Raw genomic sequence first — 26,722 nt, 5'->3', positions numbered from 1 at the left:
GCTTTACAGCAGATTTTTTTCCAGAATGTTACTGATTTCCGGCGCGCGGTTCATGATCATGAAATGCCCGCCCTTGACGATCGTGTGCGTTGGGGTAACGTAACGCCGCGGGAACGGCCTGTCCGAACTGCCATGGATGTGGAGGAGGCCGGGCGGCATCCATTCGTTGTTCCATTGCAGGATGGAATTCAGCGCCCAGCGCATGTACCTGAGGTCTTTTTTGCCCAGGTAGTCGTTGAGCAGCAACCGCTCTTCCGTGCTCTGGCACTGCATGAAAAGCTGAACGATAAAGCGGCGGTTGGTGAAAAGCAGCCTGTCGGGCAAGCGATGCAAAACTTTCCGCGCGAAGTTGTTGTAGTAAGGCGGCAATTCCTGCCGGTTTTTGACGCTGGAGATGAGGACCACCTGCCTCACCGGCAGTTGGCGGGCGATCTCGATGCTCATCATGCCGCCAAAAGAAAGTCCGACGAGGATGGGCTCCGGATGAAGGATCCTCCGGGCCATGCGCCCTGCATATTCGCCGATGGGCTCATCGGCGTTGAGGGGCGGGATCCACGGAAGGTAATGCACTTCGCAATCGGCCGGGAACACCAGCCGTTCGAACACCCTTTCGTCGGCGCCCAGGCCACTGATCAGGTATATGTGTCTTTTACTCATCCCCGTCGGCTGTTTTGCGGATGCCGTAACGTTCCATCTTGTTGTAAAGATGGCTCCGCTGGATGTCTAGCGCCTGTGCGGTTTTCGTCACGTTCCATCCGTTCTTTTGCAACATGAATTCGATGAATATCTTTTCCACTTCGTCCCTGAAATCGTGCAGCTTCGTCAATACGAGCAGCTCGTCATTCAGGTAGTGGCTTTTTTTTTGTCGTGATTAGGTACCACGTAATTTTCCACATCGTCTGCCGTGATGGTTTTCCCGGAAAGGATCACCAGTCTTTCCACCACGTTCCGCAGTTCGCGGATGTTGCCCGTCCACTGATGGTTCTGGAGCGCCTTCATCGCGTCTTTGTCCGCCGTTTTACGGGCCATGCCATATTCTGCGCAAACGAGGTCGAGGAAATGGTCTACCAGCAGGGGCACATCTTCGCGGCGGTCGTTGAGCGAAGGTACGTGGATCAGGATCACGCTGAGGCGATGATAGAGGTCGAGGCGGAAGTTCTTGTCTTCCACTTCCTTCAGCAAATCTTTATTGGTGGCCGCTACTACGCGAACATCCACGCTGATTTCCTTGTCCCCGCCCACTCTCGTGATCTTGCCTTCCTGTAAAGCGCGGAGCACTTTGGCTTGTGCGCTGAGGCTCATATCGCCGATCTCGTCGAGGAACAATGTTCCGCCGCTGGCTTGTTCGAACTTGCCGATGCGTTGTTTCACGGCGGAGGTGAAAGAGCCTTTTTCGTGGCCGAACAGTTCGGATTCGATGAGCTCCGACGGGATGGCGGCGCAGTTCACTTCAACGAGCGGGCCGTTGGCGCGGTTGCTGAACGCATGTATCCAGCGGGCTACGAGCTCCTTGCCGGCGCCGTTTTCGCCGGTCACGAGCACGCGTGCGTCCGTGGGCGCCACTTTATGGATCGTTTCCTTGATTTTGGAGATGGGCCCCGATTCGCCGATCATTTCCTGGGTCTTGTTCACTTTCTTGCGCAGCGTTTTCGTTTCGGCCACCAGGGTGGTTTTGTCGAGCGCGTTGCGCAGCGTGATGAGCAAACGGTTCAGGTCGGGCGGTTTGGAGATATAGTCGAACGCGCCTTTCTTCACTGCGTCTACCGCCGTGTCAATATTTCCGTGGCCGGAAACCATGATGATGGGAACGTCGCCGTTGATTTCGCGGGCTTTTTCGAGGAATTCGAGCCCGTCCATTTTCGGCATTTTGATATCGCACAGCACGGCGTCGTAGGTTTTGGCCTGGAACATCTTGAAGCCTTCGGCCCCGTCGGCGGCTTCGTCGATTTTATATCCTTCGTAGCTGAGTATCTCGGTGAGCGTTTTGCGGATGCTCTTTTCGTCGTCGATGATCAGAATGTTGGCCATAAGAATGTCTATATTTTTGAACAGGGCAAAAATAACGGAAAACGGCCGATGTAGCACAATTCACTTACTTTAAACGGCAGCGGAACAAAAAAATGTCCCCGGACGGGCGTTTTAGGCAAATAAAGTCTACCAATCTTGTCGGTTTTATCAGTAATTTTAGCCCGACACAGGTAACTAAACGTTATGATGCACCAACTACTCGAATTATTGAAACAGCGGCACGCTGCTGCCGGCGCTGTGCCATATCCCAGTTCGGAAGCCGTCTGGCAGTTTTGCAGCGACCTGATCAGCTGGATGTTCCCGGAGCATAATGGCCGGGTGCTGGACGATGCGGCCATCGAGCAATACGTGGTGCGGCTGGAAACGCAGCTGAACGATCTGTTGCAGCATATCTCGGCGCAATTGCCCGAAGCCCCGCCCGCAGTGAGCCGCCAGTTCATGGAGATGGTGCCGGGCATATACGCGGATCTCACGAAGGATGCGGAGGCCATCCTCCAGGGAGACCCCGCCGCCACATGCCTTTACGAAGTGATCCGGGCATATCCCGGCTTCTCGGCGATCGCAGCATACCGTGTGGCGCATGCGCTCCACCTGCTGGAAGTGCCGCTCCTGCCGCGCGTCATCACCGAATACGCGCACGCACGCACGGGCGTCGACATCCACCCCGCGGCGGAGATCGCACCGTATTTCTGCATAGACCATGGCACGGGGATCGTCATCGGTGAAACCACCGTCATCGGCCCCCATGTTAAAATATACCAGGGCGTAACGCTCGGCGCATTGAGCATCGACAAATCGATGGCCCGCGCCAAGCGCCACCCCACCATCGAAGAAGGCGTGGTGATCTACGCAGGTGCCACCATTTTGGGCGGAGACACCATCATCGGCCACCACAGCGTCATCGGCGGGAACGTGTGGCTCATCAAATCGGTGGACCCTCATTCCAGGATTTATTACAAAGCAGACGGTAGCATAAAAGTAATCGAACAATGAGCACAGTACTGGATTTAGTGGGCAACACACCTATGGTTGCCCTGCAGCGCATCCCTGAAAACCCGGACGTTACGATCTACGCCAAGCTGGAAGGCACCAATCCCGGCGGCAGCGTGAAAGACAGGGCCGCCTACGGCATGATCAAGGGCGCGCTCGACCGCGGCGAGATCCGCCCGGGCATCAAACTGATCGAAGCCACCAGCGGCAACACCGGCATCGCGCTGGCCATGATCGCGAACCTTTTCAACGTGGAAATAGAGATCGTCATGCCCGAAGACGCTACCCGCGAGCGCGTGCTCACCATGGAAGCCTTCGGCGCAAAGGTCACCCTCACCCCGAAAGAGCAAAGCATGGAAGGCGCGATCGACTATGCGCACGCACAAGTGGCGAAAGGCGGCTATCACATGCTGAACCAGTTCGCCAATCCCGATAACTACGGCATGCATTACCGTACCACCGGCCCCGAGATCTGGCGGGATACCAACCACGGCATCACCCATTTCGTGTCGGCCATGGGCACCACAGGCACGATCATGGGCGTTTCCCGGTTCCTCAAGGAAGTGAGCCCCGCGGTGCAGATCGTGGGTTGCCAGCCGACGGACGGGAGCAAGATCCCCGGCATCCGCAAATGGCCGGAAGCTTATCTGCCCAAGATTTTCGAGCGGCAGCGGGTAGACCGGATCATGGATATTTCGGAAGCGGAGGCCCGCGAAATGTCGAACCGCCTGGCGAAGGAAGAAGCCATTTTCTGCGGCATGAGCAGCGGCGGAGCGATTGCCGCGGCGGTAAGGCTCGCCAACGAACTGACGAGCGGCGTGATCGTGGCTATTATCTGCGACCGCGGCGACCGCTACCTCAGTACCGACCTTTTCGGCAAATAATTCAGCTTTTTATATCATCAACCATCAATCTCAATCCGGCCGCGCCTCCTACTGGGGGCGCGGTCTGCGTTTCGGGACGGGGCAAAAAAAAGCTGCGCCCCGGTGTGGAGCGCAGCTATGATTATGCACTGTAAAGTTGACTTTTACTTTTTCATGTACATCACTTCCTTCACCAGTTTCACGGTACGCTCCACATCGGGGAGGTACAGTTTCACGAGGTTGGGCGCGTAGTGCATGGGAGCGTCTTGCGCGGTGATGCGGCGGATGGGCGCGTCCAGGTAGTCGAAACCTTCTTTCTGGATGCGGTAGGAAATCTCGGAAGAGATGCTGGAGAACGGCCACTGTTCTTCCACGATCACCAGGCGGTTGGTTTTCTTAACCGACTCCAGGATGGTGAACCAGTCGAGCGGACGGATGGTGCGGAGGTCGATCACTTCTGCCTCGATACCTTCTTTGGCCAGCTCTTCGGCGGCGCCGAGGGCTACTTTCATCATTTTGTTGAAGGAAACGATGGTCACGTCCTTGCCGGCGCGTTTGATATCCGCTTTACCGATGGGGATGATGTATTCTTCTTCCGGAACTTCTCCCATATCGCCGTACATCTGCTCGGATTCCATGAAAACCACGGGATCTTCGTCGCGGATAGCGGCTTTGAGGAGGCCTTTCGCGTCGTAAGGGTTAGATACGGACACTACTTTCAGGCCGGGGATATTGGCGTAATAATTTTCAAATGCGGTGGAGTGTTGCGCACCCAGCTGACCAGCGGAACCGTTGGGGCCGCGGAAAACGATGGGGCAGCCAACCTGTCCGCCAGACATGGCCAGCATTTTGGAGGCGGTGTTGAGGATCTGGTCGAGCGCCAGTACGGCGAAGTTCCAGGTCATGAATTCCACGATCGGACGGAGGCCGTTCTGCGCGGCGCCTACACCGATGGCGGTGAAGCCCAGTTCGGCGATCGGCGTGTCGATCACGCGGCGGGCGCCGAATTCATCGAGCATACCCTGGCTAACTTTATAGGCACCGTTGTATTCTGCCACTTCCTCTCCCATCAGGAACACCCGTTCGTCACGGCGCATTTCTTCCTGCATGGCTTCTCTTAAGGCTTGTCTGAAGGCTATCTGACGCATTTGATTCTTTACTATATGTTTAATGATGTTCCTTTTTGAAAAGGCAGGGCAAATTTATCGTTTGTTTCCCAAAAAGCAAAGGAATTAGATTTTCTCTATGACCATTGCGCTGGCGCCGCCGCCCCCGTTGCAGATCCCGGCTACGCCGTAGCGGCCGTTTTTCTGCTGCAGGATGGAGGTGAGCGTTACCATAATGCGGGCGCCGGAGCAGCCGATGGGGTGCCCCAGGGCTACGGCGCCGCCCCATACGTTGAGCTTTTCGTTGGGGATGCCCAGGTCTTTTTCGTTGGCCAATGCTACGCAGGAAAACGCTTCGTTGATCTCCACGAAATCCATCTGCCCGATGTCCAGCTTCGCTTTGGCGAGGGCTTTATTCACGGCTTTTACGGGGGTGGTGGTGAACCATTCCGGTGCCTGGCTGGCATCGGCGAAGCTCACGATGCGCGCTAAAGGCTTGAGGCCCAGCTCTTTCACCTTCTCCCCGCTCGCCAACACCACCGCCGCGGCACCGTCGTTGATGGCGGAGGCATTGGCCGCCGTCACCGTCCCGTCTTTCTGGAAAACCGGTTTGAGGGTGGGGATTTTATCAAAGTTCACCTTTTTATATTCTTCGTCTTCGCTCACTGTCACCGGAGACTTACCGCCGGTGGTCACGGGAACGATCTCGGAGGAGAAGTACCCTTTTTCCCAGGCTTCGGCGGCGCGCTTGTAGCTCTGGACGGCGTAGGCGTCCTGGTCTTCGCGGGAGATTTTATACTCCGCGGCGCAGATTTCGGCGGCGTTGCCCATGTGGAAATCCTTGTAGGGGTCCCACAGGCCGTCGCGCAAAATACCGTCGATCACGGCGCCGTGGCCGAGGCGGTAGCCGTTGCGGGCTTTATCGAGATAATACGGGATATTGCTCATGGATTCCATGCCGCCGGCCACCACGATGTCGTTATCGCCCAGCAGGATGCTTTGGGCCCCGAGCATGATGGCTTTCATCCCCGATGCGCATACCTTATTGATTGTGGTGCACGGAACGGTGTTGGGGAGCCCGGCGTAGAGGCTCGCCTGGTTGGCGGGCGCCTGGCCGGTATTGGCGCTGATCACGTTGCCCATATATACTTCCTGCACCTGCTCTTTCGCAACGCCGGCGCGCTCCAGTGCGGCTGTTATGACCGTAGCACCCAAAGTAGTGGCGGGAACGGACGCCAAAGCGCCGTTGAATGCCCCGATGGGGGTCCTGGCTACGGATACGATAAATACTTCTTTCATAACTTGATTTTCCGAATGTTTTGGTGGAATCCGACAAATATACCGATTTGGGACGCGGTGGCCAAAAGGCGGACCGTCCCGAAAAATTGCCTTAAGTTTGCATTTGGTTCATTGCTGAAAATTTTGCCCGGCCGCCTGAAAATCTTTCAAAAATAGAAAGGCCATTTTGACGATTCCGTAGCAAAATCTTTAGTAATTTGATAGACGTTCGATAACAGCAGACCGGCATTGATCTCCCAGGCTACCATACAAACCATCCTCCACCGCATCGACATCATCGATGTGGTCGGCGCATTCGTGAAACTGAAGAAAAGAGGCGCCAACTACATGGGCCTCTGTCCTTTCCACAACGAAAAATCGCCCTCGTTCACCGTTTCCGGCACCAAGGAAATCTATAAATGCTTCGGCTGCGGCAAAAGCGGGAACGCCATCAACTTCGTCATGGAGCACGAAAAGTACTCCTATGTGGAAGCTATCCGGTGGCTGGGGCAACGCTACCAGGTGGATATCGAGGAAACGGAGGTCAGCCCCGAAGTGAAGCAGCGGCAGCAAATGGCCGACAGCCTCTTCATTATCAACAACTTCGCGCGGGATTATTTCGTCAAAACCCTTTTCGAGACCGACGAAGGCCAGAACGTAGGCCTTTCCTATTTCGAAGAACGCGGGTTTTCGGAGGAGATCGTCCGCAAATTCCAGCTGGGGTATGCGCTGAACCTGCGTGAAGCTTTCGTCCGCGAAGCGCAGCACAAAGGCTACAACCTGGAATACCTCCAAAAAACGGGCCTCGTGACCGTCCGCAACGATCAGCCGATAGACAACTACCGCGGCCGCGTCATCTTCCCTATCCACAACCAGAGCGGGAAAGTGCTCGGGTTCGGCGCACGTATCCTCGTCAAATCCGACCGCGCGCCCAAATACATCAACTCCCCGGAAAACGATATTTACGTCAAAAGCAAGGTGCTGTACGGCACCTACTTCGCCCGGCACGCCATCGACAAGCTCGATGAATGCCTGCTGGTAGAAGGCTATACCGACGTAATTTCCCTGCACCAGGCCGGTATCGAAAACGTGGTGGCCTCTTCCGGCACATCGCTCACTACCGACCAGCTGCGGCTCATCAAGAAATACACCAACAACCTCACTATCCTCTACGATGGCGACAATGCCGGGGTGAAAGCCGCCCTCCGCGGGCTGGACATGGCCATCGAAGAAGGCCTGAACGTGAAGCTTGCCCTCATCCCCGATAACGAAGACCCCGACAGCTACGTCCGGAAGATCGGAGCGGAAGGCTTCCGGCAGTTCATCGCGGATAACAAGCAGGATTTCGTCCTCTTCAAACTGCACGTTTCCATGAAGGAAGCGGGCAACGATACCACGCGCAAATCGCAACTCGTGAACGAGATCGCGGAAACCATCGCGCGGATCGATAAAGTCGAGGATTTCACCCGCCAGCAGGATTACATCCGCCAGTGCAGCCAGCTGCTGAAGATCGACGAGGAAAGGCTGGTAGACCTGGTGAACAAGTTCATCCGCGAACGCCTCTCCAAACAGGCGCTCAACGAACAAAACAACAACAAGAAAAAAGGCGGGTTCGATGCGCCGCCGCCGGACGATGACGGTCCGTCGCTGGCCGAAATGTATCCCGAGTACTTCCCCGACGGAGCGGAAGCGCCGGCCGCGCCTGCCGAAAACATTTTCAATACCTCCGAACGCCAGGAGCGCGAGCTCATCAAGATCCTGCTGCGGTTCGGCGATAAACTGTTCGACGACGAACAACAGACCACCGTGGCGGATTATATCTTCCACCTTCCCTACGATTTCGAATCGCTCTCCGAAAACGAAATCGTGAAACGCATCCTGCGGGAATACAAGGAACATTACGACCAGGGCTCCATTCCCGATAAAAAACTCTTCCTCTACCATCCGGACAACGACGTGGCGCGCAACGTGGCCATCATCCTCGAAGACAAGGAAGCCGAGCTGAGCGCCGCCTGGAAAGAGCGTTTCGAGATCAAGACGGTGTATGGCGACGATGCTTTCCGGCGCGATACCGTGAGCACCACCAATTACCTCATCATCCGCAAAATCCAGAAACTGATCGCGGAAAACCAGCAGGAAATGCAGACGGCTACCGATTTCGAAGCGCAGATCCGCTGCCTGGAGATGGACAAACATCTCAAGCAGATCGTGAAGGAACTGACGGAAACGGTCGGCACGGTGATCTTCAAATAAAAAATGCAGCCTTTTCCGGCTGCACTTTCCTATTATTTTTCAAGGAATTATTTCCGTTCCCAGGTTTCGAACGTGAAGGCATAGGCATGCTTTTCGTCGGCCGGGTGTTCCTGCGCATGGACACGTTTCCATTCCATCGGGTTGATGTCGGGGAAAAACGCATCGCCCTCCACGGTGGTGTGGACGCGGGTGAGGTAGATGCGCTGGATCTGTGGCCAGGCCTGGTTGATGATTTCCATCCCCCCGATCACGAAATATTCTTTCACATCGTCCTGGTCCGCCAGCTCGAGGGCATCGGCCAGGGAATGCACGACGGAAACCCCGCTGGGCGCGTAGTCCGTTTGCCGGGTGATGACGATGTTGTGGCGGCCCTTGAGGGTGGCGCCGCCGAGGGATTCGAAGGTTTTACGGCCCATGATGACCGGGAAACCGTAGGTGGTATTTTTGAAAAACCTGAAATCGTCGGGCAGTTTCCAGGGAAGCTGGTTGTTGATACCGATGACGTTGTTCTCAGAAGCGGCTACTATTACGGAAATCATACGGCTACCGGGGCTTTGATGTGAGGGTGCGACTGGTAATTTTCCAGGGTGAAGTCTTCGAACCTGAAGGAGAAGATATCTTTTACTTCCGGATTGATTTTCATCGACGGCAGGGGGAACGGTTCGCGCTCGAGCTGGAGGCGGGCCTGATCGAAGTGGTTGTTGTACAGGTGAACGTCTCCGAAGCTGTGCACGAATTCACCCGGCCGGAGGCCGCAAACCTGTGCGATCATGAGCGTCAGCAGCGCGTAAGACGCGATGTTGAAGGGAACGCCGAGGAAAACGTCGGCGCTGCGCTGGTAGAGCTGGCAGCTCAATTTTCCATCCGCCACGTAGAACTGGAACAGGCAATGGCAGGGGCTGAGGGCCATATCCGGCAGATCGGCCACGTTCCAGGCGTTCACGATGAGGCGGCGGGAGTCGGGGTTCTTTTTGATCTGGGCGATGACGTCGCTGATCTGGTCGAACGTTTTACCGTCGGCCCCTTCCCAGCTGCGCCATTGTTTACCGTATACCGGGCCGAGGTCCCCTTCCGCGTTGGCCCATTCGTCCCATATTTTGACCCCATGCTCCTGGAGGTAGCGGACGTTCGTATCTCCCTGGAGGAACCACAGCAGTTCGTAAATGATGGATTTGAGGTGCAGTTTCTTGGTGGTGAGCAAGGGGAAACCGGCCTGCAGATCGAACCGCATCTGGTAACCGAATACGCTCCGGGTGCCGGTGCCGGTACGGTCCGTTTTGTCGGCCCCGTGATCGAGAATATGTTGAAGAAGGTCTTTGTACTGTTGCATAGCTTCTGCAAACTTAATGGTAAATAGAGAATTACCGGCCAGTTTTCTCCTGACATATGTGGATAACTGGCTGAAGCAGGATAGCAGGGCGATACAAATAGCGGGATGGAATAATATAATGGAATCCCCCCACATAAACAAATCTCGTTTTTCATAAATTTCGTTAATCTGCGAAGGTGCGACTTGCCCCGTCGTGTTACAACAGATCGAACCGAAAAATTAGCAGTGATTCCGACATTTAACCAGTTGAAAAACAGCACTTGGAACTGAACCCGATTATGAGTATCACCATGTAATGAAAAACAGGACCTAACAAGCAGCTGGAACAAGCCGGGGGCAAGACAATTTCAGCACCGATGTATGTAGAAGAAAGGCCATATCACGTGAAGCGGGCCATTTCCCGCGCACTGTAGACGCAGGTACGCAATGATCAAACATGCAAAAGCATCCGGACCGGAAAACAGCCGACGTTAACCCGCCGGCGTCGCGCCATTGAGCTCCGCGATTTTTCGCGCGTACTAACGCGTGCGGAAAGCTGTTTGCCCCATCGCCTGCCTGCCCCTGAACCGTTTTTTATCAACCTCTAAATCTATCGAATCATGCTTCATCGCGCCACTGACCCTTAGCAGCAACGGCAAGTAACGTACGACCTTATCAACCTCCCATCATTTCACAAACCTCTAAATCGCCAGAACATGCATTTCCTTAAACAATGTACCTGGCTGCTCCTCCTGCTTTGCAGCGCGATTTGCGCGCATGCCCAGCAGCGTGTAAGCGGCCGCGTTACGGACAATGCGGGCAATGGACTGCCCGGTGTTACCGTCCGTATCCAGAATACCAACCGCGGGACCGTTTCCGACGTACAGGGCCGCTTTGCCATCGAAGCGCCCGCAGGCAGCACGCTCGTATTTTCCTTCACGGGATACAAAACCGTTTCGCAGGCGGCCTCCGGCAGTGCCATGGCCATTACGCTCGAAGAAGACTTCGCCAACCTCGACGAAGTGGTGATCACCGGCCTGGCCACCAGCGTAAAGCGCAGCAACCTCGCCAATGCCGTGGCCACCATTTCCGCGAAGGAACTTTACGGCATGGCGCCCGCCCAGACCTTCGACGCCGCTTTGAGCGGCAAGATCCCCGGGGCGCTGATCACCGCCAACTCCGGCGCGCCCGGCGGCGGGATGTCCGTTAAAATGCGCGGGGTAACGTCCATCTTCTCCAACAGCCAGCCGCTGTATGTGGTAGACGGGATCTTCATCAGCAACGTCTCCGTGCCCGCGAGCCTCAACATCATCACGGCCGCTTCCCGCGCGGGGAACGAGCAATACCAGGATAACCCCTCCAGCCGTGTGGCCGACATCAACCCGGACGATATCGAAAATATCGAAATACTGAAAGGCGCTTCGGCGGCCGCCATTTACGGTTCCAAAGCCGCGGCAGGCGTGATCATCATCACCACCAAAAAAGGCCAGGCCGGCCGCACGATCGTGAAGGCGCGCCAGGACGTGGGGTGGACGCAGGCCCGGAAGCTCCTCGGCATGCGGCACTTCACCGAACAGACCGCTTTCGATAAAGGCGGTGCGGCGGCCAGGGACGCGTTCATCGCCGCCAGGAACGCCGGCAAGCTGTACGATCACGAAAAAGAAATGTACGGCGAAAAAGGCCTCCTGCTCAATACGAACGTGAGCGTTTCCGGTGGGGACGAACGCACCGGGGTCTTCTTCTCCGCCAACCGCAAAGACGAAGACGGCATCATCAAAAACACCGGCTATTCCAACAATTCGCTCCGGCTGAACGTGGACCACAAGCTCAATAACCGTATCTCCGTAGGCTTGCGCGCCACGTACATGAAAACCTCCTCCGACCGCGGGCTCACCAATAACGACAACAACTCCATCAGCTACGGCGTTGCCCTTTCCGCCGCGCCGGAATACGTGCCCCTGCTGCCCGATGCCAACGGCAACTACCCCATTCTCGTGGGCGCACAGAACCCCATCGAAACACGGGATAAAATGCGGAACAACGAAACCGTCAACCGCGTGATCACCGGCGGCGAAATCAAGGTATTGCTGCAGGAAAGCCCCAAAAGCAATACCCGCCTCATCGTTCGCGGCGGGGTCGACTTCTTCCACCTGAAAACGGAAGCCATCTTCCCACGGTCCCTGCCTTTCATGAAAGACAACCTCGAAGGCGCCTCCATCCAGGGGAATACGAGCAACCTCAATTCCAACCTGGCCGGCATCCTCGTGAACCAGTTCGCCGCCAACAACAAGCTGAACTTCACGACTTCGCTGGGCGCTACCCTGGAAACCAATTACCTCGACCTCATCCTGGCCACGGCCACCAACACCACGCCGCTGCAAACCAACGTAGACATGGCCGCCAACGCCGCATTGCAGCAGTTCCGGACCAAGTACCGCGACAACGGCATTTTCATCCAGGAAGACCTGCTGATCATGGACGCCATCACCCTGGGCGTGGGCTTGCGGCTCGACCGCTCTACCAATAACGGCGACTGGAAAAAATACTACGCATTGCCCAAGGCATCCGCCTCTTGGAACATCGCGAAGATGCCTTTCTGGAACATGCAGCTCATCAACAGCCTGAAGCTCCGTGCGGCCTATGGCCAGTCGGGCAACGTAGCGCCTTACGGTGCGCGGTTCCTGGCGGCCTTGCCCAGCAATATCGGCGGGAACGGCGGTGTGCTGGTCGACAATCAGCTGGGGAACCCAGACATCAAGCAGGAAAAACAGACCGAATTCGAAGCCGGCGTGGACGTGAGCTTCTTAAACGGCAGACTGACGCTGGAGGCGACCTATTACAACAAAAACATCTTCGACCTCCTCATCCGCCGGAACCTCCAGCCCTCTACCGGATTCACGGCACAGTGGCTGAATGCGGGCGACCTCAAGAACTCCGGTATCGAAATCGGGATCGGCGCCCTGCCCGTCAACAAGAAGAATTTCCGCTGGAACACCCATGTCAATTTCTGGAAAAACAAGTCGAAGATCACCAAGCTGCTGATCCCGCCGTTCCCCATGGGCGCATTCGGCAACTCGCTGGGCAATTTCTACATCGAGGAAGGCAAATCGGCCACCCAGATCATAGGCACGCTTGGCGCCACGCCCGGCATCGGGGTACTGGGGAATTCGGAGCCCGACTTCCAGCTGAGCACGCTCAACGAAATCAATTTCCTGAAAAATTTCAGTTTCCGCTTTATGCTGCACTGGAAGAAAGGCGGAGACAACATCAACCTTACCCAGCTGTTGAACGATCTGAACCAGACTTCGCCCGACTACGACGACGATAAGAACGGCAACGGCATCAAAGACGGCGACGACCGTAATACCGCATTCGGTAAAGGGGAAGCGAAAGGATTTGTGCAGGATGCGTCTTATGTGCGTATCCGGGAAATCGGGTTGTACTACGAACTGCCCATTCCGCGCAACAAATACATTACGGGCGTGAACATCGGCGCGTCGCTGAACAACTGGATCACCTGGACGAAGTACAACAGCTACGATCCGGAATCTTCCAACTTCGGTTCCAACACCATTTCCACCGCTACCTCGAGAGGCAGTAACGGCCTTTCTTCCGGCGTGGAAGTAATGCCTTACCCGGCATCGAAGCGCGCCACTTTCCACGTGAACGTAACGTTCTGATTGTTTCATCCGAAAAGAATTCAACATGAAAAAGCATCTGATCATATTGTTGGGATCGCTCATCGGCCTGGCGGCCTGCCAGAAGGGTGAAATCCCCAACCTCAACAGTCCCATCGTAGACGACGCCATCCGCAACGGCACCAAGGTGAAGCTCGACAACCTCATGGTAGGCCTGGAATCGGGCACGCGGAACAGTCTTGCCACCTACTACGACGCCATCGGCCTCATCGGCCGGGAGATCTACCGGATGTCTGCCTCCGAGCCACGGTACACCAAAGAACTGATGGGCGACGGTACGCTCGACAATAACACGTTCTACATCACCAACCCCTGGGCCGCCCGTTACCGCGTGGTGCGCCAGGGAAACATCATCCAGGATGTGGTAGCCAATGCCACTTACCTGTCGGACGCGCAAAAGAAAGGCTATACCGGTTACACCAAAACCATTATGGCTTACCAGTTGCTCATGAACCTGAACATGACGTATACGAATGGTATCCGGACGGATGTGAAAGACCCGAACAACATCGGGCCCATCAAGGGGTACGCGGAATCGCTGGCGGATATCTCGGCATTGCTCGACCAGGGCAAGGCCGACCTGACCGGCGCCGAGATCGCGTTCCCGGTTACGATCGGCACCAACATCAATGCCACGAGCCTCCTCAGGTTCAATCGCGCCATTGCGGCCAGGGTGGCTATTTACAGGCAACAGTGGGCGGCGGCGCTGACGGCGTTGAACGAGTCGTTTTTCGATCTGAACGGGCCGTTCGACAATGGGTTCTACCATTCCTTCAGCAACAAATCCGGCGACCAGCTCAACCCGCTCTTCCTGCCGCAGAACACCACTTCCGGCGAGTTCCGGGTGGCTACGCCTTATTATGCCGCCGACATCCGGCCGAACGACGACCGTATCGCGAAAGCCACGCTGCGCACCGAGCCCGCCTCGCAACTGGGGCTCGTTTCCAACCGCGACGTATGGATCCACAAAGGCAATGAAGCGCCGGTGTACATTATCCGAAACGAGGAACTGATCCTGATCTATGCGGAAGCAAAGATCCAGCTGAACCAGATCCCCGATGCCATCGTGGCCCTTAACGTTATACGGCACGAGCATAACCTCACCCCATATGCAGGCGGAATCACCCAGGCGGCGCTCATCACCGAGCTGCTCTATAACCGCCGGTATTCGCTCTTCGCCGAAGGCCACAGGTGGATAGACATGCGCCGGTACAACAAACTGGGCGAACTGCCCAATCCCCGCCCGAACGATAAAGTGTGGGACAAATTTCCCGTTCCGCTGACGGAAGGGAACTGATCGGAAGAAAACAGTGAAAAAATAAAGAGGGCGCCCTTGCAAGGCGCCCTCTATTCTTTTACATGGCAAAAGAATATAAGTATGGTTTCCGTTTAACGCCGCCTGGGTACGGGCGGGTCAGTTATGTGTAAGACGTACCATATGTCCCGAATGTTACAGGTTGAGCGGAAATAAAAAAACCGCTCCCCGGAGGAAGCGGTTGTCTTTTCACGACAAATATTTTATAAACCCCTGCGTTTCATCTCTTTACGGATCAAGCCCAGCTCACGGCCCATTTGCCCGGCGATGGAAGTGTTTTCCTGTGCGCGGCGGATGAGGTACGGCATTACGTCTTTCACCGGGCCGTAAGGCAGGTATTTGGAGACGCGGTAGCCGGCGTGGGCGAGGTTGAAAGTGATATTATCGCTCATCCCGTAAAGTTGGGAGAAGCTGACACGGGGAGAATTATGCGGGATTTTCTTTTCGTCCATCAGGCGGGCGGCCAGCATACAGCTTTCTTCGTTATGGGTACCGATGAACAGGCCCAGGGAATCGATGCGGTCCAGGCAGAAAGCCAGGGCTTCGTTGTAATCTTCGTCTGCGGAAGGTTTGTTGGGCTGGATGGGCGACGCGTAGCCCAGTTCTTCCGCGCGTTTGCGTTCTTTTTCCATGTAGGCGCCGCGAACGAGCTTGGCGCCGAGGAGGTAGCCATTGGCTTTGGCGAGGTCGAACGATTTTTTGAGGTATTCGAGCCTGTCGTGCCGGTACAGCTGGAAAGTATTGTAAACGAATACGTTATCTTTATTGAAGCGGCTCATCATTTCATCCGTGAGATCGTCTACCGGCTGTTGGACCCAGGATTCTTCGGCGTCTACGAGCACGGCGATATTCGCTTTGGCGGCGGCGGCGCAGATGGTGCGGATGCGTTCGCGGACGCGGTTCAATTCGGCTTGTTCGTCGGCCGAAAGGGTTTCACCGGCGTGGATTTTTTCGAGCAGGCCGAATCTTGCGAACCCGGTGACTTTGATGGGAAGGAACGGGATGTAGGGTTTGCCGGCTGCGAACTGGATAGCGCGCAGGAACTCGGGGACCGCCTTATCGTAATTTTCTTCGCCTTCGAGGGCTTCCACACCATAATCGAGCGCAACGCCGACGCCGAAACGGCCGAGGGCTTCCGCGGCGTGAACGGCTTCCTCGAGGGATTCGCCTCCGCAGAAATGGTTGAAGATGGTGCTTTTGATGAGGCCTTTCACAGGCAGGTGGAGCTTGAAGGCCAGCGGTGTGGCGAAGGCGCCGAATTTCACCAGCCAGGGCTTGCCGATATTGCTGAACAGAAAATTCGCTCTTTTCAATTCCTTGTTCGACATATGCTCGAAAGCAATGGCTGTATTCTCAAACGATAAGGGTAGCTGTTGTTCCATGGCCCGCAAAGTTAAGGGGAACGATCCCTTCTAAAAAAATCAGTTTTTTCTTATGATCAATTTCTGACATACAAGAACGGGAGCCAGCAAGGGTTCAGCCGAATTTTTTACTATATTGTAGCCGGGACGTACACCAAATCTTTTTATTCCCAACCATGAGTGCACGAATCAAGCAAAACAGACGGCCACGATTTCCACTGTATATGAAAAGGCGGCGCAACTGGCAACCTGTTGCCCTGGCGCTGATACTCGTCATGCTCATATCCGGAGGCGTGTTTTACTATCTGGCCGGCCGCCACCAGCGGAGCTCCGCCATGTTGCAGCCGGGTATCCGGTATAAACTCTTCCAAAGCCGTTACGGGGAAAGGAAAGCGGTACGCCTGCCAGACAGTACGCTGGTCATCCTCAATTCCCGCTCCCGCCTCTACATGCCGTCCGACTATCCCGGCCGCCGCGAGCTGGTGCTCGACGGGGAAGCGTTTTTCTCCGTGCCCCAGGGCCCGCAGCTCACGGTTTGGACAGACAAGCTCAAGACCATTACGCCCGGCGCCACTTTCCGCCTGCATAGCCTCGAATCCCAACAGGGCGCTTTCTGCTATGTGCTCAGCGGCTCCGCACACGTCCGCAAATCATACCACTCCCCTTCCGACAACCAGCCGGAAGACCTCGTGGCGGGCCAAAGCGTGCTCGCCAACAAGATGATCGACCTCATGGAAAAAGAGACTTTCGAGCTGGAAGAGCAGCAAGACTGCCTCAATAATCGCCTCGTGTTCCACAATACGCCGCTGCCTGCGGCGTTAAAGAAGATGGAAGACTGGTATGGTGTGGAGATGGAAGTGAAGGGCAAACGCAGCGAGCCCTCCCGCAACATCACCGGCGAGTACAGCAAAGAGACCCTCCGGGAAATGCTGGAAGCCCTGCAAGACAGTATGGGCTTCACTTACCGGATCACCCGCGACAAAGTCGTGATCAAATTCTGACACATTCCATATCCTCTGGAAAAAAGTCCCGGTATAAGGGACAATAAAAAAAGGGTGACGATGCAGATCGTCACCCTTTGTATTTTTTCAGGCCCGGCGCTACCATTCGCGCTCCTCGACCGGCAGGTTGCGGATAAAATTATCGAACATATCGCCGTCGTAGTCGCTATATGCGCCATAAGCGTTAATGATGTAACCCTGGATGCCTTCTGTGTTTTCCAGCAGGTACAGCACCGCCGCATCGTCCGGGTTGGATTCGCCTTCGAACCGGTAGGTCCGGATGATCTTCACCCCATCTGCGCTGAAGGTACGCCCGGAATCGGTGTCCAGCAGCTTTCCGTCTTCCATGAGCCGCAGTTCATGGTCTACGCCTCTTTCCTTCAGTACTTCCATTACGTCTGATAGCGTTGTCATATTGTGTCCTGGATTTGTGATCATATTGCGATGAATTTGTAACGCTTATAAAAAACAAAGGGCCGGGCCAATTGTTCGTCAGCTCAGTTCCATGCCTACGCGTTTCAGCAGTTCGAGCGTTTTGCGCACGCCAACGTCTTCCGCGTCTTTCATTCCTTCATATTCTATGCCGATGTAACCGGTATATCCCGCTGCTTTGACAATTTGCAGCATTTTTTTGTAATCCGTTTCCGTTTCGTTGCCATTGGCATCAAAATCATGACTTTTTGCACTTACGCCTTTGGCGAAGGGCATCAGTTCCGTTACGCCTTTGTATCGGTCGTATTCTTCGATGCATTTGGTGGCGTGCCATGCTTCGGGGGTATTGTCTTTCGGTTTGGACCGCTCGATGCAGAAGTTGCCGAAGTCGGGCAATGTGCCGCAACCGGGTTTGTTCACGCCTTTCATCACGTCGCTCAGCCAGATGCCGTTGGAGGAGAACCCGCCGTGGTTTTCCACGATCACGCCGATATTGAAATCTTTCGCGAAATCGGTGAGGCGGCCGAGGCCGTCGATGGCGGCTTTCTTCACTTCTTCCACCGTGCCGTGGCCGGCCGCGTTCACGCGGATGGAATGGCAACCGAGGAACTGTGCGGCTTCCACCCATTTATAGTGGTTTTCCACGGCTTGCGTGCGCTTCTTGGGATCGAGGTCGCCCAGTTCGCCTTCGCCGTCGCACATGATGAGCACGGAGGTAACGCCGTTGTCGTCTGCCCGTTTCTTCATATCGGCCAGGTAGTTTTTGTCTTTGGCTTTGTCTTTAAAGAACTGGTTGACATATTCCACGCCGGTGATGCCGTAATCTTTTTTCGCTTTTTCGGCGAAGTCGAGGTTAGACATTTTACCGGAAAACAGGGCGTTATGGAAGCTCCATTCTGCGAGGGAAATCTTGAAGAAGAGCTCTTTCGCCGTGCCGGTGGCGCCGGTACTGTCTGCTTTTGCGGAGTCTGCATTGCCGGAGGTGCCTCCGCTGTTACAGGCGGTGAGGAATGCGGGCCCGAGGGTAACGCCGGCCGTGAACATACCGATCTGGCGTAAGAAATGTCTGCGGTTCGTGGATGATGACATGGGTGTAAAGATTTGAAGTAATGAAACAGTAAAGACTACACGTTAAGCTCCGTGAACGTGGAAGTATCAAACAAATTAAGCAAAAAAAACAGTAAATCAAACAGCCTTTCCGGGATCAGGCCTGTTCCTGGAGCCAGTAATAATAATTGACGACGGCGCGGATTTCGCCGTAACCCACTTCCTCGCCCAGCTGTTCCCTGATGCGGGTAAGCCCCTGGGCGCCGGCGCTTTCGACGGCCCGGAGGATCCAGGCGAGGCGGCCGCTGTCGGGCACCATTTCCCGGATGTCCAGTTCCCCTTTCCGGATAAAATCGGCGAGGTGGCTTTCTACGGTGGAAACCGCGAGCCCCCTTTGCGCGGCGATCTCTTCCACCGCCATGCCGTCCTGGAACAACTGCAGGCTCGCGCGCTGGCTGTTGCCCGTTTCCGGCTTCGATTTGCGGGGCTTGACGGCCTTGCCGGCCTTGAGGTGCATCTGGCTCTGGAGGCCGTGGCGCTGGCAATATTGCAACATTACCTCGAGGAAAGGTTCACCGTATTTGGCGAGCTTCACTTCCCCGAAACCCGAGATCCGCGCCAGTTCCCCCATGCTCTGGGGCAGCCAGGAACACAGCTCGGCCAATGTAGCGTCGGAGAAAATGATGTACGGCGGCACGCGCTCCTTTTCCGCCAGGCTCCGCCGCAACTGCTTCAGTTCGGCCAGCAGCACGGGTTGCGGAATGTCGCCGGTATTGCGCGACGACCCGGATTGCATGGCACTCCCCTGCGGAGCGGCCACCTGGGCCGTCAGTTGCACCTGCACTTCGCCGCGGAGCACGCTCCAGCTGGTATCGGTGAGGCGGAGGAGCGGGTATTCGCCGGCCGACTGCCCCAGGAACCCCAGCTGCATCAGCTCGCGGGCATATTGTTTCCATTGGTCTTTCCCGATGTCTTTCCCGATGCCGTAGGTCTTGATTTCCTGGTGCGCTTCGCGGACGCCGGCGCTCCCGCGCAGGAAATCCACCACGTAATTCAGCCCGAACCTTTCCTGGAGGCGGTATACGGCGCTCAGCAGCTTCTGCGCGGCCACGGTGCCGTCGGCCTTTTCGTACTGGCCCTGGCAGATATCGCAATTGCCGCATGCGTCGGGGGATTCTTCACCGAAATAGCGGAGGAGGTATTGGCGGCGGCAGGTGATCGATTCACAAAGACCGGCCATTTGTTCCAGTTTGCGGAGCATTACGGCCGATTGTTCTTCGTTGCCATCCACGCTGGCGAAGCGTTTCATCTTGAAAACGTCTCCCGCGCTGTAGAACAGCACGGCTTCGGACGGGAGGCCATCGCGACCGGCGCGGCCCGTTTCCTGGTAATATCCTTCGATGTTTTTGGGCAGGTCTACATGCACCACGAACCGCACGTTGCTTTTGTTGATCCCCATGCCGAAGGCGATGGTGGCCACCATGATGCGGATATCGTCGCGCAGGAACCGGTCTTGCCGCTCTTCGCGCAGCGCCCGTTCGAGGCCGGCATGGTAGGCGGCGGCGGAGAAGCCTTCCGACTGGAGGTCTTCGGCGAGCGATTCGGTGCCGGAGCGCGACAGGCAATAAATAATACCGCTATCGTCCGGGTGCTGGCGGAGGTATTCCACCAATTGCTGGTAATGGTCTTTTTTCGGGCGAACGCTGTAGTGGATGTTCGGCCGGTTGAAAGAATTCTCGAATACGGCGGGGTTGCGGAGCCGGAGCTTGTCGAGAATGTCCTGTTTCGTGATGCCGTCTGCCGTAGCGGTGAGCGCGATGACGGGCACACCGGGGAATTTGTCTTTCAGTTGCCCCAGCGCCAGGTATTCCTGCCGGAAATCGTGGCCCCAGTGGCTGATACAGTGCGCTTCGTCGATAGCGAACAGCGCCACTTTCAGCGTGGCGAGCCATTGCATGAAATTGGCTTCGCCGATCAGCCGTTCCGGCGCCAGGTACAGCAGTTTTACCTGTCCAAGCTGCATCATCTGCATCACGGTCTGCTGTTCCTGCATCGACTGGGTGGAATTGAGATAGGCAGCGGTGATCCCGTTCTGCCGCAGCGCGTCTACCTGGTCTTTCATCAGGGCGATGAGCGGGGAAACGACGATGGTGACGCCTTCCAGCGCCAAAGCAGGCAACTGGTAGCAAATGGATTTACCACCGCCCGTAGGCATTAATACCATCGTATCTCCCCCATTCAGCACATGCTCAATGATAGCCTGCTGATTATGACGGAATTGCGTATAACCGAAATGTTGTTTCAGAAGCGCGAACAAAGACTGCATACCCGACTAAAATTTAGCTTCCGGGCAAATATAGGATAAAAGGATGTGCATAAATTTAACATCAACAACCATGGGCGGAAAGAAAAATTCCTTTATATTTAGAACGAGAGTCGAAGCTACTTCAATACTAAATCGAAAAAGCAAGAAAGCAAGACTGATACAACTAATACAACTGTCGCACTAATTACCCAAACAGAGAACTTATGGAACTGCTGGCACCCATTCCTACACTGGCTACACCATCACTCCAGGAAACGGTAGACTTTTATGTTACCGTGCTGGATTTTACCTGCAAGGCGCTCGACGAACAATGGAAGTTCGCGTCTATTCAGAAAGACAAAGTCACCATGCAACTGGTGCATCCGCAGGCGAAATATCCTTTCGGCAGCTCAACGCCTTTCGAAGAGCCCGTTTTCACCGGTGAAATCTATATTCATATGGATGGCATCGATGAATTGTGGGAGAAGGTGAAAGACCGCGCGGAGATTTGCTTCCCCGTTCAGAATTTCGATTATGGCATGCGCGAATTCGGGATTTACGACAATAATGGTTATCTGCTCCAGTTCGGACAGCAGATCAGCGCGTAAAATTCCTGGCGGAAGCGGCGAAAAAAAACCGCAGCGGACCCGCTGCGGATATTATCCATTAAGACTCACATTCCTTCTGCTCCGTAGGGTTTTCGAGAGGACAATGCGTTTTTAGATGGAAAATAATGTATGTTAAGCGACGATAATCAATGTGTTGAGGAAGACAGATTCAGATTTACATAAATATAGTTAAATTCGTTGACTCGCATACATTTTTTTTAAAACCCCGCTTCCGCATGAAACCTGCCCTCATCTTACTACATGGCGCATTGGGCGCTGTCCAGCATTTCGACAGCATCGCAACCGTATTGGAAGACCAGTACACCGTTTACCGTTTCAACCTGTACGGGCACGGCGGAACGCCGTTACCGGCAGCCCCCCTCCGCATAGAAGCCTTCACGGGTCAGCTGATCGATTACATCCGGAGCCAAAACATCGGCCCTGCGGCCGTTTTCGGTTACAGCATGGGCGGCTACATCGCCCTGCAGGCCGCCATCCAGGCGCCGGATACCATTTCGCGCATCCTCACCCTCGGTACCAAATTCGACTGGACGCCCGACGTGGCCGCCAAAGAAGCCCGGACGCTCAACGCCGACTTCCTCCGCGAAAAAGCCCCCGCGTTCGTCAACCAGCTCGCCGAATTCCACGGCCCCTCGGCCTGGGAACCTTTGCTGCCCGCCACCGTAGGCCTCATGGAAGCCCTGGGCCAGCGCCCCCTGCTCACCCCGGAAACCGTTACGGCGGTAGACATCCCCGTTCGCCTCATGGTGGGCGACCGCGACCATATGGTCAGCGTGGAAGAAACGCTGGGCATCTTCCGCAGCCTGCAAAACGGCTCCATGGTGGTATTGCCCGAAACGAAGCACCCCATCGAGAAAGTGAACAAAGCCGTGCTGATCTGGGAGATCCGGTCTTTCATGACGCTGTGATGGCGGCGCAGGGATAAAAAAAGGGCGCTCCCGGCCGGGAACGCCTGCTGTATCCGCTTGCGCGGCCATTATTTTACGACCACCACCCCGTCGGCGACAATCACGATGTCTTTCTTCGGTGTATTGATCTTTTCGATCTCGGTTTTGCTTTTACCCGCGTCTTCCGCGTAATGGCGCAGTCTTTCCACGGAAGTTTCCGTCACTTTCGCCTTGCCTTCCAGCACTACCGTTTTGCCCACGATGTTCTGCGGCATGAAAAACGCGTAATCCGTGAATTTCACCATCACGGCTTCGCCGTTTTCGCGCTCCAGTTTCATGAAGCAGCCTTTCTTCTTGCAGACTTCCACCACTTTGCCTTCGATTTTGCCGGTGTAGGAAGTGTCTGACCCGATCTGCTTTTCGAGATCGTTCAGCGCTACAGCGCCTTGTGCGTCAATGGATTTGCCGTAGGTAACCCCGGGAGCGGCAGGTTCTATCCGGGTTTGGGCCTGTGCCCCGCCAGCGGCCAGGAGCGCCGCGGCAAACAGGGAAAGGATTGTTCTCATAAGTAAGCTGATTTACGGTATTCAAATATACGGCGCAAAATCCGCCTCCGGGCCATGGTTATTTTTTAATTTATGAACAGTTATAATATATATTTGTGACGTGGGAACCGACCCACCGGATACACCATCTGAAACGGGCGTTCGCTATGTCGGCGCCCGTATTTTTTACGCCTCCCCGCTGATCTTCCCCACCGCTTCCGCAAATGCCGCCCCGATGGGAATGTCCGTATTTCCTACGTAGACGCTGTTCCGGTCGATGCGGTCTACCCGCGCATTGGCGACGATGTAAGACCGGTGCACCCGGGTAAACTGGCCAGCGGGCAAAAGGTCCAGCGCATCCTGCATGGAAAGGCGGCTCAGCAGCTTGCGGTCGCCCAGCACGAATTGCACGTAGTTCCCGGCGCTTTCCACGTAATGGATGTCCAGGAAGGCGACCTTGCATTGCTCGTACCCGCTTTTGACGAAGATGTAATCCTGCGGTTGGGCAACGGCGGAAGGTTTATCCTGCTTCAGCAGCAACAGGCTGTGCGCTTTATTGCAGGCTTTCAGGAAACGTGCGAGGGAAAAGGGTTTCAGGAGATAATCGATCGCGTCCAGCTCAAAGCTCTGCACGGCATGTTCGGAATACGCCGTCGTGAAAATGGTCATGGGCGGCTCGTGGAGGCCCGACAGGAAATCGAGCCCGGAAATATCGGGCATTTTGATGTCGAGGAACAGCAGGTCGATCTTCTCCCGCCGCAGGTAGTCCATGGCTTCGAAAGCGTTGGTGAACGTACGTTTCAGTTCCATGAAAGGCACCTTCTCCGCATGCGCGGCGATCACCGAAAGCGCCACCGGCTCATCGTCTATCGCTATGGCTGTCATTTTCATAAACACAATTTACGATTTCAGGCTTTATGGAGTAATAGCAGCCTCCGCGCGGAAGCCCATAGTTTGCGGAAGCTCCGTCCGTCGGCCCGTTCCCATTCCTCCACCAGTTTTTCCGATTCCCGGCGCCGTGCGGAAGCCGTCAACCCGAAAATATGGTCCATCACTTCCTTGTCTGCCGCTCCGGCGCCTTCCGTAAAATGTTGCTGCAATTGCTTTTGCTGTGCGGCCGACAGTTCGGATTCGTTGATGCTGGACGCGGTGATGGCGGCCAGGCGGGCGTCGTACTCGCCTTTGGGCATCATGAGCTTGGTTAACAGCGGCATGATCTCGATGAGGGTGATGATGAACACGATGAGCCGGTACCGTTGTTTGAGCGGCGGTTTTTCTTCCGTGAGCGTGTTGAGCGCCTCCACCTGCGCGAGGAACCCGTCGGTCAACGTAGCGCGGTAGGCCGATTCGCGGGTGCTGTCTTCCGCCTGGATGAGCGCCAGTTCGGCCAGCGGACCTTCGCGGAGGGTGGCGGTTTCAGACCTTAATTGCCGCAATTCGTCTTCGGCTTTCAGGTATTCGTTCCGTTTCACTTTCGCGATGGCGTACTCCCCGATCTTCCCGGAGCCGCCGGTGCCGTCGGTTTCGCGGATGTAGGCGTCTTTATAATCCTTCACCTGCTTTTCGCGGTCGGCCAGGGTTTTATCGAGCCCCGCCAGCTGCGTCCGCAGCCGCGTGGTGCGTTCCGAATTATAGGCGGTTTGCTGTTTGCGGAAATCTTCCATCTTCTTCTGCCGGTCTACCACCATCTGCGCCTGCACGTCTTTCTGGAAAAGCATCAGCACAACGGGCTGCGAGATGAACAGGCCGATGGTGATGGCGAGGATGAGGCGGAATGCGACGGGCAGTACCTGTACTTTCCCGTTGCGTTGCATCGCGGCGATGAGGCTCCTGTCTATACACAGTACGGCGAACCCGAAAAACAGGGCCAGTCCGTAAATGAGCAGGTCGTCTTTCACGACGGTGGAGAAAAAGTACCCCCAGGCCAGGGTGGCGAAAAGGGCGGTCACGAGCACCGCCAGGCCGATGATGCGGTACCTTTCGCGGTCTGCGCGGCAATCTGCCAGCACGTCGGGGTCTGCGGCGGCGAGCCACCACAGGAAGCGGCTCCAGCCATCGGGTTCTTTGCTTTTTACCGGTCGGGGATCTTGTTGTTGCGTGGTGTCGGTCATGCTGTTGGAACTATTTTTTCGGATTTGATGGTCAGGTGAACGAAGAATTCCGATGCTGTTTCGCGGATAGACAGTTCGTGCCTGCCGGGATAAATATGCTGCAGCCGCTGGCGGACGTTATTGAGCCCGATGCCGAGGCTGTTGCGTTCCGGATCGTTTTCCCTTTTGGGATGGAGGCTGTTGTAGGCATCGAAATAGATGTGATGATCGTCGCACGAGAGCGATACCACGATCCACGACCTGTTCCGCAGGCTGATGCCGTGTTTGAAGGCGTTTTCCACGAACGGGATGAGCAGCATGGGGGCGATGGCGTGCTCGCAGTTGGCGTCCTGGATGTTGACCTCGATCTTGATGTCGGGCGATTCCTGTGTGCGCAGGCGTTGCAGAGCGATATAGTTCTGGAGGTACCCTACTTCCTTGCTGAGGTGGATTTTTTCTTCCGTGTTTTCGTGGAGCATGAAGCGCATCATGTCTCCCAGCTTCTGGATCCCTTCGCTGGTGCGGCCCGCCCGTTCCTGGAGGGCGGTGCCGTAGAGGGTGTTGAGGGCGTTGAAAAGGAAATGAGGGTTGATCTGGGAGCGCAAAAAGTCCAGATTGGCGGAAGAGCGACCCAGTGCTTTCTCCAGGGTCAACACCTCATTTTTTTGGCTGAGCGTGGCCCAGGTGAGCCACCAGGCGAGGGGGATCACCATGAGCAATTGGCATACGAATATCAGGATGTAGAATGGCGCCATGTGGCTGATGTTGGTAGAAGCGTCTGCCAGCACGCAGGCCAATACATAGGTAATGAGGAACACCATGATGGCATTGGGCAGCAGTTCTTTCCAGTGGCGCTCCTTGCGGAGCAGCGGGCCGAAAAAGCGGCGGCTGATGAAATAGTAGCAGATGATATAACTGCCGGCCGACCAGAAGAACAGGTTGGTGCGGGCGGGATGGCGGTCGAGGATGAAAAAGAACGTGACGGCGAGCCAGACGATGACGAGGATGACCATGTCTGCCGGGATCTTGATGCCGGCGATGCGGCGGCCCCAGCCGTTTTCGGCGCCTGCGAGCAGGAGGGATTTTGCGCCGTAATAAAAAGCGAATGCCACCAGGCACACGAAATCGATGATCAGGGCGCGGCCGGCGCACCAGTTGTGAAAAGCGCGCACGCTGGAAAAATCGGTCCGGTAGCCGTACTTCCAGCTTTCGGCCACCATCAGCATGAGGAAAGCGCCGACCGCCACACCCAGCGAGATGGCGATGCCGCGCCAGTACCGGTGGTGTTCCACGAACTGGGGCATGGCCCGGAAATTCAGCAGAATGAAGCCCCCGTACATGGCGGTATATGTGAGCAGGCCGGGCCAGACGGCATGCAGGAAATGATCGTACGGCACACCATTATTTTCGTACATCCAGGCCAAACCGGAATACCGGCCGTCGTCAGACAGTACAGGGAAAAGGATCGTGAATAAAGCCAGCAGGTAAATGCCCGTAGCCGCCCATATTTCCACCTTTTGTAACTTATTCATGCAAGATTTCTTTGATGCAATATTAACAAAGCCGCGCCGTCCCTTTTCGTAAA

General features: G+C 55.7%; 23 protein-coding genes. 8 read left to right on the top strand and 15 right to left on the bottom strand.

The features are described 5' to 3' along the window. Positions 1–3: 3 nt before the first annotated feature. From ACQKLP_RS07855 to ACQKLP_RS07845, 3 genes are read right to left on the bottom strand one after another with little or no spacing between them, the layout of a single operon-like run. The gene (locus ACQKLP_RS07855) at positions 4–657 is read right to left on the bottom strand and encodes an alpha/beta fold hydrolase (protein ID WP_427321671.1); all 654 of its coding nucleotides are present in this window, start codon (positions 655–657) and stop codon (positions 4–6) included. Further along, entirely contained in the window at positions 650–826 is a 177-nt protein-coding gene (locus ACQKLP_RS07850; RefSeq protein ID WP_427321669.1) for a helix-turn-helix domain-containing protein, read from the bottom strand. The genes ACQKLP_RS07855 and ACQKLP_RS07850 overlap by 8 nt, the downstream gene beginning before the upstream one ends. Positions 827–843: 17 nt before the next feature. Continuing rightward, the gene (locus ACQKLP_RS07845) at positions 844–2,028 is read right to left on the bottom strand and encodes a sigma-54-dependent transcriptional regulator (protein WP_427321667.1); all 1,185 of its coding nucleotides are present in this window, start codon (positions 2,026–2,028) and stop codon (positions 844–846) included. A gap of 183 nt (positions 2,029–2,211) precedes the next feature. Between ACQKLP_RS07845 and ACQKLP_RS07840 the strand changes: the two genes are divergently transcribed. After that, a complete protein-coding gene (locus tag ACQKLP_RS07840) occupies positions 2,212–3,021 on the top strand; it encodes a serine O-acetyltransferase (RefSeq protein ID WP_427321665.1) in 810 nt (269 codons plus the stop codon). Continuing rightward, positions 3,018–3,902, top strand: a complete 885-nt coding sequence (gene cysM, locus ACQKLP_RS07835) for a cysteine synthase CysM (protein WP_427321663.1) — start codon at positions 3,018–3,020, stop codon at positions 3,900–3,902. The genes ACQKLP_RS07840 and cysM overlap by 4 nt, the downstream gene beginning before the upstream one ends. Before the next feature lie 143 nt (positions 3,903–4,045). Here cysM and ACQKLP_RS07830 read toward each other — a convergent pair whose 3' ends face one another. Both ACQKLP_RS07830 and ACQKLP_RS07825 read right to left on the bottom strand, forming a co-directional pair. After that, positions 4,046–5,029: a pyruvate dehydrogenase complex E1 component subunit beta gene (locus ACQKLP_RS07830; protein WP_126247137.1), complete on the bottom strand. Its 984-nt coding sequence runs from the start codon at positions 5,027–5,029 to the stop codon at positions 4,046–4,048. A gap of 84 nt (positions 5,030–5,113) precedes the next feature. Next, positions 5,114–6,286, bottom strand: coding sequence for an acetyl-CoA C-acyltransferase (locus ACQKLP_RS07825; RefSeq protein ID WP_427321661.1), 1,173 nt, complete (start codon positions 6,284–6,286; stop codon positions 5,114–5,116). Between the two features lie 228 nt (positions 6,287–6,514). Between ACQKLP_RS07825 and dnaG the strand changes: the two genes are divergently transcribed. Next, on the top strand, positions 6,515–8,518 hold the full coding sequence (gene dnaG / locus ACQKLP_RS07820) for a DNA primase (protein ID WP_427321659.1): 2,004 nt from the start codon (positions 6,515–6,517) through the stop codon (positions 8,516–8,518). Positions 8,519–8,565: 47 nt separating this feature from the next. On the opposite strand, the gene ACQKLP_RS07815 is transcribed toward dnaG, so the two are convergent. Together ACQKLP_RS07815 and ACQKLP_RS07810 are read right to left on the bottom strand one after the other, a co-directional pair. After that, entirely contained in the window at positions 8,566–9,057 is a 492-nt protein-coding gene (locus ACQKLP_RS07815; protein ID WP_427321657.1) for a dihydrofolate reductase, read from the bottom strand. Further along, positions 9,054–9,848, bottom strand: a complete 795-nt coding sequence (locus ACQKLP_RS07810) for a thymidylate synthase (RefSeq protein ID WP_427321655.1) — start codon at positions 9,846–9,848, stop codon at positions 9,054–9,056. The genes ACQKLP_RS07815 and ACQKLP_RS07810 overlap by 4 nt, the downstream gene beginning before the upstream one ends. Before the next feature lie 695 nt (positions 9,849–10,543). Here ACQKLP_RS07810 and ACQKLP_RS07805 point away from each other — a divergent pair. Continuing rightward, positions 10,544–13,507 carry a SusC/RagA family TonB-linked outer membrane protein gene (locus tag ACQKLP_RS07805; protein ID WP_427321653.1) on the top strand — a complete coding sequence of 988 codons (2,964 nt, stop codon included), beginning with the start codon at positions 10,544–10,546 and terminating at the stop codon, positions 13,505–13,507. 25 nt (positions 13,508–13,532) lie between these two features. Then, entirely contained in the window at positions 13,533–14,822 is a 1,290-nt protein-coding gene (locus tag ACQKLP_RS07800) for a RagB/SusD family nutrient uptake outer membrane protein (protein ID WP_427321651.1), read from the top strand. A gap of 221 nt (positions 14,823–15,043) precedes the next feature. Here the strand turns inward: ACQKLP_RS07800 and ACQKLP_RS07795 are convergent, their stop codons facing one another. Then, on the bottom strand, positions 15,044–16,222 hold the full coding sequence (locus ACQKLP_RS07795; protein WP_427321649.1) for a proline dehydrogenase family protein: 1,179 nt from the start codon (positions 16,220–16,222) through the stop codon (positions 15,044–15,046). A 203-nt stretch (positions 16,223–16,425) separates the two neighbouring features. On the opposite strand from ACQKLP_RS07795, the gene ACQKLP_RS07790 reads away from it, so the two are divergent. After that, the gene (locus ACQKLP_RS07790) at positions 16,426–17,202 is read left to right on the top strand and encodes a FecR family protein (RefSeq protein WP_427321647.1); all 777 of its coding nucleotides are present in this window, start codon (positions 16,426–16,428) and stop codon (positions 17,200–17,202) included. A 99-nt stretch (positions 17,203–17,301) separates the two neighbouring features. Here ACQKLP_RS07790 and ACQKLP_RS07785 read toward each other — a convergent pair whose 3' ends face one another. The 3 genes from ACQKLP_RS07785 to recQ all read right to left on the bottom strand — a co-directional run bounded on the left by ACQKLP_RS07785 (position 17,302) and on the right by recQ (position 21,007). After that, complete coding sequence (locus tag ACQKLP_RS07785) at positions 17,302–17,616, bottom strand: hypothetical protein (RefSeq protein WP_427321645.1); 315 nt, start codon at positions 17,614–17,616, stop codon at positions 17,302–17,304. A gap of 78 nt (positions 17,617–17,694) precedes the next feature. Continuing rightward, complete coding sequence (locus ACQKLP_RS07780) at positions 17,695–18,723, bottom strand: sugar phosphate isomerase/epimerase family protein (RefSeq protein WP_427321644.1); 1,029 nt, start codon at positions 18,721–18,723, stop codon at positions 17,695–17,697. 115 nt (positions 18,724–18,838) lie between these two features. After that, entirely contained in the window at positions 18,839–21,007 is a 2,169-nt protein-coding gene (gene recQ, locus ACQKLP_RS07775) for a DNA helicase RecQ (RefSeq protein ID WP_427321642.1), read from the bottom strand. 203 nt (positions 21,008–21,210) lie between these two features. Here recQ and ACQKLP_RS07770 point away from each other — a divergent pair, with 203 nt between their 5' ends. Both ACQKLP_RS07770 and ACQKLP_RS07765 read left to right on the top strand, forming a co-directional pair. Then, on the top strand, positions 21,211–21,594 hold the full coding sequence (locus tag ACQKLP_RS07770; protein ID WP_427321640.1) for a VOC family protein: 384 nt from the start codon (positions 21,211–21,213) through the stop codon (positions 21,592–21,594). 236 nt (positions 21,595–21,830) lie between these two features. Then, positions 21,831–22,523 (top strand): alpha/beta fold hydrolase, encoded by a 693-nt coding sequence (locus ACQKLP_RS07765; RefSeq protein WP_427321638.1) that lies wholly within the window; start codon positions 21,831–21,833, stop codon positions 22,521–22,523. 68 nt (positions 22,524–22,591) lie between these two features. Here ACQKLP_RS07765 and ACQKLP_RS07760 read toward each other — a convergent pair whose 3' ends face one another. The 4 genes from ACQKLP_RS07760 to ACQKLP_RS07745 form a co-directional block, all read right to left on the bottom strand. Continuing rightward, positions 22,592–23,068: a DUF4920 domain-containing protein gene (locus ACQKLP_RS07760; RefSeq protein ID WP_427321636.1), complete on the bottom strand. Its 477-nt coding sequence runs from the start codon at positions 23,066–23,068 to the stop codon at positions 22,592–22,594. A 165-nt stretch (positions 23,069–23,233) separates the two neighbouring features. Then, entirely contained in the window at positions 23,234–23,938 is a 705-nt protein-coding gene (locus tag ACQKLP_RS07755; RefSeq protein ID WP_427321634.1) for a LytR/AlgR family response regulator transcription factor, read from the bottom strand. 17 nt (positions 23,939–23,955) lie between these two features. Next, complete coding sequence (locus tag ACQKLP_RS07750) at positions 23,956–25,158, bottom strand: DUF4407 domain-containing protein (RefSeq protein ID WP_427321632.1); 1,203 nt, start codon at positions 25,156–25,158, stop codon at positions 23,956–23,958. Continuing rightward, the gene (locus ACQKLP_RS07745) at positions 25,155–26,669 is read right to left on the bottom strand and encodes a sensor histidine kinase (RefSeq protein ID WP_427321630.1); all 1,515 of its coding nucleotides are present in this window, start codon (positions 26,667–26,669) and stop codon (positions 25,155–25,157) included. Before ACQKLP_RS07745 ends, ACQKLP_RS07750 begins: the two co-directional genes overlap by 4 nt. Positions 26,670–26,722: the final 53 nt, after the last annotated feature.

The sequence above is a fragment of the Chitinophaga sp. NPDC101104 genome, from assembly GCF_050277495.1.
GTDB lineage: Bacteria > Bacteroidota > Bacteroidia > Chitinophagales > Chitinophagaceae > Chitinophaga.
This window is presented reverse-complemented; position numbering and strand designations above follow the sequence as displayed.